Origin of the sequence: Cellulomonas sp. B6 (assembly GCF_001462455.1) — a bacterium.
Lineage (GTDB): Bacteria > Actinomycetota > Actinomycetes > Actinomycetales > Cellulomonadaceae > Cellulomonas.
This window is the reverse complement of sequence record NZ_LNTD01000248.1, coordinates 1-870: the sequence shown is the minus strand read 5'-3', so window position 1 is coordinate 870 and position 870 is coordinate 1. Positions and strand designations below refer to the sequence as shown.

1 protein-coding gene is annotated in these 870 nt (G+C 77.2%); it reads left to right on the top strand.

The features are described from left to right. The coding region (locus tag ATM99_RS17460) for an ABC transporter ATP-binding protein (RefSeq protein ID WP_062104076.1) at positions 1–837 on the top strand (837 nt) is incomplete at its 5' end. Positions 838–870 lie beyond the last annotated feature (33 nt).

The following is an 870-nucleotide window of genomic DNA, read 5'->3' as shown; positions in this document are numbered from 1 at the left end:
ACCACGGCCGGTCCCACGGCCCGGCGCGACGCGCACACCGTCACGCTCGACGCCGTGCGCCGCACGTTCGCCACCCCCACCGGGACCCGCACGGTGCTGCACGGCCTCGACGTCGAGCTGCGCGCCGGTGAGATCGTCGCGCTCGTCGGCCCCTCGGGCTGCGGCAAGTCGACGCTGCTGCGCCAGGTCAGCGGCCTCGACACCCCCGACTCGGGGCGCATCCTGCTCGACGGCACCCCCGTCACGGGCGTCGACCGCCGCACGGCCGTCGCGTTCCAGGAGCCGCGCCTGCTGCCCTGGCGCAGCCTGACCGGGAACGTCGCGCTCGGGCTCCCCCGCGGCACGCCGAAGGACGCCGGCCGCGAGCGCGTGGCCGAGCTGCTGCGGCTCGTCGGCCTCGAGGAGTCCGCCGGGCTGCGCCCGCGTCAGGTGTCGGGCGGCATGGCGCAGCGTGCCTCGCTCGCCCGGGCCCTCGCCCGCAACCCCGGCGTGCTGCTGCTCGACGAGCCGTTCGGCGCCCTGGACGCCCTCACCCGGCTGCGCATGCAGGACCTGCTGCTCGACGTCCACGCGGCCGAGCCGACGACCGTGCTGCTCGTGACGCACGACGTCGAGGAGGCCCTGTACCTGGCCGACCGCGTGCTGCTGCTGCGCAACCTCGCACGCTGCCCCGAGGGCACGCCGAGCGTCGCGCGCGTCATCGACGTGCCGGGCACGCGCCCGCGCGACCGCGCCGACCAGCAGCTCGCCGAGCTGCGCGCCGAGCTCCTCGAGGGCCTCGGCGTCGCGACGCACCACGTCGCGCCCGGCGACCCCGACGCGCACCACTCCATCTGACGCGCCACCCCGCGCCGTCACCCACCCCACCAC